This is a genomic window from Mesorhizobium sp. M2A.F.Ca.ET.067.02.1.1, from assembly GCF_004023285.1.
Taxonomy (GTDB): Bacteria; Pseudomonadota; Alphaproteobacteria; order Rhizobiales; family Rhizobiaceae; genus Mesorhizobium.
The window spans coordinates 1-6,339 of the sequence record NZ_RZSB01000329.1 but is presented as its reverse complement, the minus strand read 5'-3'; the positions used below and the strand labels follow the sequence as shown (position 1 = coordinate 6,339).

At 63.9% G+C, this 6,339-nt stretch carries 8 protein-coding genes; 7 read left to right on the top strand and 1 reads right to left on the bottom strand.

What is annotated here, in order from left to right; all coding sequences use genetic code 11:
- The 7 genes from EOA28_RS20980 to EOA28_RS20950 form a co-directional block, all read left to right on the top strand.
- Positions 1–580, top strand: a 580-nt coding sequence (locus EOA28_RS20980; protein ID WP_148670783.1) for an ABC transporter substrate-binding protein, incomplete at its 5' end; no start/stop codon positions are given.
- Between the two features lie 81 nt (positions 581–661).
- Positions 662–1,528, top strand: coding sequence for a branched-chain amino acid ABC transporter permease (locus EOA28_RS20975; protein ID WP_127249281.1), 867 nt, complete (start codon positions 662–664; stop codon positions 1,526–1,528).
- A 7-nt stretch (positions 1,529–1,535) separates the two neighbouring features.
- A complete protein-coding gene (locus tag EOA28_RS20970; RefSeq protein WP_127249280.1) occupies positions 1,536–2,516 on the top strand; it encodes a branched-chain amino acid ABC transporter permease in 981 nt (326 codons plus the stop codon).
- A gap of 3 nt (positions 2,517–2,519) precedes the next feature.
- A complete protein-coding gene (locus EOA28_RS20965; protein WP_127249279.1) occupies positions 2,520–3,299 on the top strand; it encodes an ABC transporter ATP-binding protein in 780 nt (259 codons plus the stop codon).
- The gene (locus tag EOA28_RS20960; RefSeq protein ID WP_127249278.1) at positions 3,296–4,018 is read left to right on the top strand and encodes an ABC transporter ATP-binding protein; all 723 of its coding nucleotides are present in this window, start codon (positions 3,296–3,298) and stop codon (positions 4,016–4,018) included. The genes EOA28_RS20965 and EOA28_RS20960 overlap by 4 nt, the downstream gene beginning before the upstream one ends.
- 11 nt (positions 4,019–4,029) lie before the next feature.
- Positions 4,030–4,758, top strand: coding sequence for an aspartate/glutamate racemase family protein (locus EOA28_RS20955; RefSeq protein ID WP_127249277.1), 729 nt, complete (start codon positions 4,030–4,032; stop codon positions 4,756–4,758).
- Positions 4,759–4,874: 116 nt separating this feature from the next.
- Positions 4,875–5,582, top strand: coding sequence for a GntR family transcriptional regulator (locus tag EOA28_RS20950; RefSeq protein ID WP_189342119.1), 708 nt, complete (start codon positions 4,875–4,877; stop codon positions 5,580–5,582).
- Between the two features lie 57 nt (positions 5,583–5,639).
- Here the strand turns inward: EOA28_RS20950 and EOA28_RS20945 are convergent.
- A partial coding sequence (locus EOA28_RS20945) for an SDR family oxidoreductase (protein ID WP_148670782.1) occupies positions 5,640–6,339 on the bottom strand: 700 nt, incomplete at its 5' end.

The window sequence follows — 6,339 nt, the reverse complement described above, 5'->3', positions numbered from 1 at the left end:
GAACGACACCTACCAGAACGACACGCGCGATTTCACCCCGGTGCTGACGCCGATCGTCGCCTTGAAGCCCGACCTGCTCGTGTTGTCGGGCGTAGCACCCGCCAACGCGCCGCTGCTCATCCGCGCCGCCCGCGAGCTCGGCTATGAAGGCCTGATCTCGACTGAAACCGCGCAGGACGCCAAGGTCCTGGAAGAGGGCGCCGGCGAATATGCCAACGGCTTCATCTCCGTCGGCGGCGCCTCCACGCCGGAGATCGCTTCGGACGAGATGAAGGAATTCGTCACCCGCTACACCAAGATGTTCGGCGAATACAACGACGAGTCCAACACCAAGGTCTACGCGCTGGAATACATCCTCGACACGCTGAAGGCCAATCCGGCGGCCATCAGCGATGTCGCGGAATTCAAGAAGACCATGGACACCTTCACCGCGCCCAATCCCTTCCTGAAGGGCGACGCCAAGCTCAGCTATGTCGGCGCGACGTCCTTCGGCCAGAAGCGCCAGCTCTCGGTGCCGATGGTGGTCAACGAATACAAGGACGGCGCTTTCCAGACCCTGTTCGTCGGCTCCGTCGACTAGCGTAACCTTCGAGCGTATTTCCTCAAGCTTGCCATGGGGTCCGGTCGATAGGCCGGACTCCATGGAAGATCGAAGGTATCCATGGAACAGGTCATCGCCAACGGATTGTATCTCGGTGCCCAATATGCGCTGATCGCGCTGGGGCTGACCCTGATCTTCGCCCTGATGAACGTGCTCAATTTCGCCCACGGCCAGATGTATGTGCTGGGCGGGTTCATCACCTACACCGTCTACGGCCAGCTCGGCCTGCCTTTCGTGGTGGCGCTGCTCGCCTCGGGCGTGACGCTGGCCGTCATCGGCGCGCTGATGGAGAAATTCCTCTTCCGAACCGTCATCCGGCGCAGCCATCGCGAGGAAAGCACCATGCTACTGGCCGCCGCGACCGCCTTCTTCTTCGACGCCGTCATCCTGCTTCTGTTCGGCGAGAAGCAGCGCGGCGTTCCCAAGATCGTCAAGGGCGTGTTCAACGACGTTGGCATCATCATGCCTTACGACCGCATCGTCGTCGGTGCGCTGGCGATCGTCTTCATCGGCGCCTTCGTGCTCTACATGCAGTACAGCCGGGTCGGCCGCGCCATGCGCGCGCTTGCACAGGACCGTGTCGCCGCCCAGCTTATGGGCGTCCGCGTCGACCGCTATTCGATGATCGGCTTCGCCATGGGCGCCATGCTGGCGGGCGTCGTCGGCGGGCTGCTGGTCACCATCACCGGCGTCAATTCAGGCATCGGCGGGCCGATCTCGATCAAGGCCTTCCTGATGGTGATGATCGGCGGCGCCGGCGTCGTCGGCGGCGCGATCGCCGGTGGGTTCATCCTCGGCATGATGGAGTCGGTCGGCCTCACCGTGCTGCGCGAATATGGCGACGTCACCTATCTCGTCATCTTCGCCGCCCTGATGGTGTTCCTGTCGGTCCGCCCCAACGGGCTGATGGGCAAGCCCTGGGGTTGATCGCGCCATGACCCTCAATCGCAACACCAGGATCGCCGCGGTCGTCGCCTTCCTGGCGATCGTCTTCATCGCCGTGCCGGCCGCGATCTCGGCGAGCGGCCGCTTCGACCTCTATTACACGCTGACCTCGGTGGCGCTGCTCAGCATCGCCAGCGCCGGTGTCTGGCTCACCTTCTACATTGGCCGCATCAACATCGGCCAGGGAGCCTATGCGCTGATGGGCGGCTATGTCTCCGCCATACTGGTGATGAACCATGGCTGGTCGTTCTGGCTGACCTTGCCGGTGGCCGGGCTTTTCTGCGCCGCGGCAAGCGTGCTGATCGGGTTGCCGATCCTGCGCCTGCGCGGCGTCTATTTCGCCATGGTCACGCTGGTGCTGACCGAGGTTGCGCGCCTGCTCGCTCTGGCGCTGCCGATCACCAACGGCGCCAAGGGCATCGTCAGCATTCCGCTGCCCGGCGCGCTGTCGGTCTTCGGTATCACGCTGATCCCCGATTTCGCCACGCTGCAGAATTCGCGGCTCGCCTTCTACCTGCTGGCGGTCACGCTGATGGTGGTCTGCTTCGCCATCATGTACCGGCTGGTCAATTCGCGCATCGGCAAGCTGTGCCAGTCGCTGCAGCAGAACGAGGAGCTCGCCTCCTCGATCGGCGTCAACATCGCCTATCTGCGCGTCATCGCCTATGCCGTCTCGTCCTTCTTCGGCGGCGTTTCCGGCGCCATCTTCGCCGCCATCTCGCAGTCGATCTACCCGTCGAGCTTTACGGTCACCGATTCCGTCAACTTCATGCTGAACTGCTTCCTCGGCGGCCTCGGCTATGTGTTCGGTCCGATGCTCGGCACGCTGGTGCTCTATTTCGGCTGGGACCTTCTGTTCCAGACCGGCCAGTTCCAGCTGCTCATCTATTCCGCCCTGATGATCGTCCTGATGCTGGTGCTGCCCAACGGCCTGCTCAGCCTTGCCGAAACGACCCGGAAGAAGGGTTGAGCCATGGCCGAAATGCTCGAGGTCTCCGGTATCACCAAACGCTTCGGCGGCCTGGTCGCGGTCAACAACGTCTCCTTTTCGGTGCGCGAGAAAGAGATCCTGTCGGTGATCGGTCCGAACGGCGCCGGCAAGTCGACTTTGTTCAAGCTGATCTCATCTTTCCTGCGCCCGACGACAGGCGAGGTGCGCCTGAAGGGCGAACGCATCTCCGGCCTCGCGCCGCACATCGCCGCCCGCAGGGGCGTGGTGCGCACCTTCCAGGAAACCACCATCTTCAAGAACATGAGCGTGCGCGACAACGTCATCATCGCGCACCATCTGCGCTCCAAGGCGAGCCTGTTCGGCTTCTTCCTCGGCACCGGCACGGCAAAAGCCGACGAAGCGGCCTTCGGGCAATCGGCCGATGAGATTCTGGCGCTGCTTGGCCTCTCCTCGCTCGCTTATGAGATTGCCCGCAACCTGCCGCATGGCCATTTGCGGGCGTTGGGCATCGCCATCGGTCTCGCCACCGATCCTTCCATCCTGCTGCTCGACGAACCCTTCGCCGGCATGAACCATGACGAGACCATGCGCATGGTCGAGATGGTGCGGCGTCTGCGCGAGCGCGGCCTGACAATCCTTCTGGTCGAGCATGATATGCCGGCTGTGATGAGGATTTCGGACCGGCTCGTCGTGCTCAATTTCGGGCAGAAGATCGCCGAGGGAACGCCGTCGGAGATCCAGGCCAACGACAAGGTGATCGAGGCCTATCTCGGCAGCGAAGACGAGGCGATCGGCCTATGAACCAGATCCTGAACTTCGCCAATGTCGAGCTCTATTACGACCACGTCTACGCGCTGAAAGGCGTCTCGCTGGAGGTCGACGAGGGCGAGACGGTCGCGCTGATCGGCGCCAACGGCGCGGGCAAGTCGTCGATCCTTCGCGCCATCACCGGCCTGCGCAAGATCAGGTCCGGCGAGATCCATTATGGCGGCAAGCGGATCGATGGCGCGGCGCCCGACGAGATCGTCAAGATGGGCATTGCCATGGTGCCGGAAGGACGCCGCGTCTTCCCCTATATGTCGGTCAGGGACAACCTCCTGATGGGTGCCTTCACGCGCACAAGCAAATCCGAGATCGCCGCGTCGATGGAGATGGTGCTGGGGCGGTTTCCCCGGCTGAAGGAGCGCTTCTCGCAGGCCGCAGGCACGATGAGCGGTGGCGAGCAGCAGATGCTGGTCATCGGGCGCGCGCTGATGGCGAAGCCGAAGCTGTTGCTGCTCGACGAGCCGTCGCTGGGCGTCGCGCCAAAGCTCGTCCAGGACATCGCCCGCTCCATCGTCGCCATCAACCGCGACGAGAAGGTCAGCGTGCTGCTGGTCGAGCAGAATTCGCGCATGGCGCTGCGCATCTCGCAGCGTGCCTACGCGCTGACCACCGGTAGTGTCGCGCTGAGCGGCAATTCCGCCGAACTGCTGACCGACGACCGGGTCAAGCGTCTTTATCTCGGCGGCGAGATCTGAGGCTGATTGGAATGCGCATTCTCGTCATCAACCCCAACACGACAGCGTCGATGACCGCCAAGATCGGCGAGGCGGCGGCAAGCGTCGCCTCCGACGCCTCAGAGATTGTTGCCGTCAATCCGACGGACGGCCCGCCGAGCATCGAGGGTTATTTCGACGAGGTCTTCGCCATTCCGGGCATCATCGCCGAGATGGGCAAGGCGCCCGCCGATGCCTATGTCATCGCCTGCTTCGACGATACCGGCCTCGATGCCGCGCGTTGCGCCACCGAGGCTCCGGTGATCGGTATCGGCGAGGCGGCGTTCCATATGGCGAGCCTTGTCGCGGGCAAGTTCAGCGTCGTCACCACGCTTGCCCGTTCGGTGCCGGCGATCGAGCACAATCTGGCGAAATACGGCCTTGCCTCGCGCTGCGCCAAGGTACGCTCGTCGGACGTCGCTGTGCTCGAGCTCGAACGTCCGGGCTCGAATGCAAGACATCGGATATCGCAGGAGATTGCGCGCGCCATTCGCGAGGACCATGCCGAAGCGATCGTGCTCGGCTGCGCCGGCATGGCCGATCTCGCGCGCAGCCTGTCCGAGGAGCATGGGGTTCCGGTGCTGGACGGTGTGGTCTGCGCCGTCACGCTGGCCGAGAGCCTGTTCAAGGTCGGCTTGAAAACATCGAAGATCGGCGGCTATGCGGCTCCGCGCGGCAAGCGGTTCGCCGGCATGTTCGCACCGCTGTCGCCGGCCGGCTGAGACGAGTCGTATAAGGCCGGCTGCCCGGGATTGACCACCGCGCAAGCCATATTAGATTGAGCCGACCTCTACCAATGGAGGCAAATCAGGCGGGCTGCGCCTGCGCGTTGAAGAGCATGTTGACGGTACTCAGGGAAGACGATCGAGACGACAAGCCGGCGGCGCGCTGGTCGCCGATCTATTACGGGCTGAGGGACGCCATCGTCAGCCACCGTCTCGCGCCGGGCACCAAGCTGCCGGAAGACGAGCTGGCCTCGATCTATTCGGTGAGCCGCACCGTCGTCCGCGCCGCCCTGCAGGCACTCGCGCATGACCGGCTGGCACGGCTGGAGCCAAATCGCGGCGCTTTTGTCGCGCAGCCGTCGAAGATGGAGGCGCGCGAGGTGTTCGAGGCTCGGGCGCTGATCGAGCCCAAGGTGGCGGCGCTTGCCGCCAAGGCGGCGGTGCCGTCGGACATCGTGCAATTGCGCCACCATCTCGAAAAGGAGCATGAGGCGCTGCATGATGGCCGCGACAGCGACGCCATCATGCTGTCGGCGCGCTTCCATGTCGGCATCGCCGAGATCGCGGCGCATTCGGTCTTCACCAACTTCGTGCGCGATCTCGTCTCGCACTCCTCGCTGATCATCGCGCTTTACTGGAAGCGCCGTGACGCAACCTGCGAGAAGCACGCCCATCACGCCCTGGTCGACGCGATCGAAGTCGGCAACAGCGCCGACGCGGCCGCCTTGATGAACAGCCACTTGGTCGACCTGCTGTCGGGACTCGATCTCACGGACAAGGTTGAAAAATCCGACAGTTTGGCGGATCTGTTGCGCGCCTAACCCAACTGGGGAGGTTGAGGCGGTTCAGCTTGGTTGCCGAACCGCCCCGGGGGCCAGCTATGCCGCGGCGGCTTGCGAATAGTCCATCTGCTTAAGGTCGGCGATGAGGCCGGGTCCGGTCGGCTGCCAGCTGAGATGCGCGCGCGTCCATTCGCTCGACGCCGGCAGGTCGAGGCCGGCGAACATGGCGAGCCACCCGAAATGGTCCGCTGCCTCGTCCTGCGACAGCGAGACCACAGGGACGTTCAGCCCGGCGCCGATCACTTCCGCGATCTCGCGCACCGGAATGCCTTCCTCGGCAACGGCGTTGTAGCGCACGCCGGCTTCCTGTTTGTCGAGCGCCAGGCGGTAGAGCTTGGCGACGTCGAGCACATGCGCCGCCGACCACCGGTTGCGGCCTTCGCCGAGATAGGCCGACACGCCCTTGGCGCGTGTCTGGGCGATCAGCGGTGTGATCAGGCCCTGCTTCACCGTGTCGTGTACCTGAGGCAAGCGCACCACCGATACTTTGACGCCCTTCTCGGCTATCGCCGCGCCGGTAAACTCCGACAGGATGCGCGGATTGGGATGGTCGGTGTTGAAGACGTCTTCTCTCGCCGGCTGTCCGTGTTCGGCGGAGCCCATGCCGACACCCGACGTGATGATGAGCAGCCGGTCCGAGCCGGCCAGCGCGCCGCCCAGCGCTTCGATGACCCGCTTGTCCTTCTCGCAATTGGCGACGAAATTCGAGAAATTGTGGTCGAAGGCGGTGTGGATC

What these genes read in the sequence shown, in the direction of transcription:
- EOA28_RS20955 (WP_127249277.1), top strand. Translation starts at nt 4,030, where the DNA reads ATGCGCATTCTCGTCATCAACCCCAACACGACAGCGTCGATGACCGCC.
- EOA28_RS20950 (WP_189342119.1), top strand. Translation starts at nt 4,875, where the DNA reads ATGTTGACGGTACTCAGGGAAGACGATCGAGACGACAAGCCGGCGGCG.
- EOA28_RS20975 (WP_127249281.1), top strand. Translation starts at nt 662, where the DNA reads ATGGAACAGGTCATCGCCAACGGATTGTATCTCGGTGCCCAATATGCG.
- EOA28_RS20965 (WP_127249279.1), top strand. Translation starts at nt 2,520, where the DNA reads ATGGCCGAAATGCTCGAGGTCTCCGGTATCACCAAACGCTTCGGCGGC.
- EOA28_RS20970 (WP_127249280.1), top strand. Translation starts at nt 1,536, where the DNA reads ATGACCCTCAATCGCAACACCAGGATCGCCGCGGTCGTCGCCTTCCTG.
- EOA28_RS20960 (WP_127249278.1), top strand. Translation starts at nt 3,296, where the DNA reads ATGAACCAGATCCTGAACTTCGCCAATGTCGAGCTCTATTACGACCAC.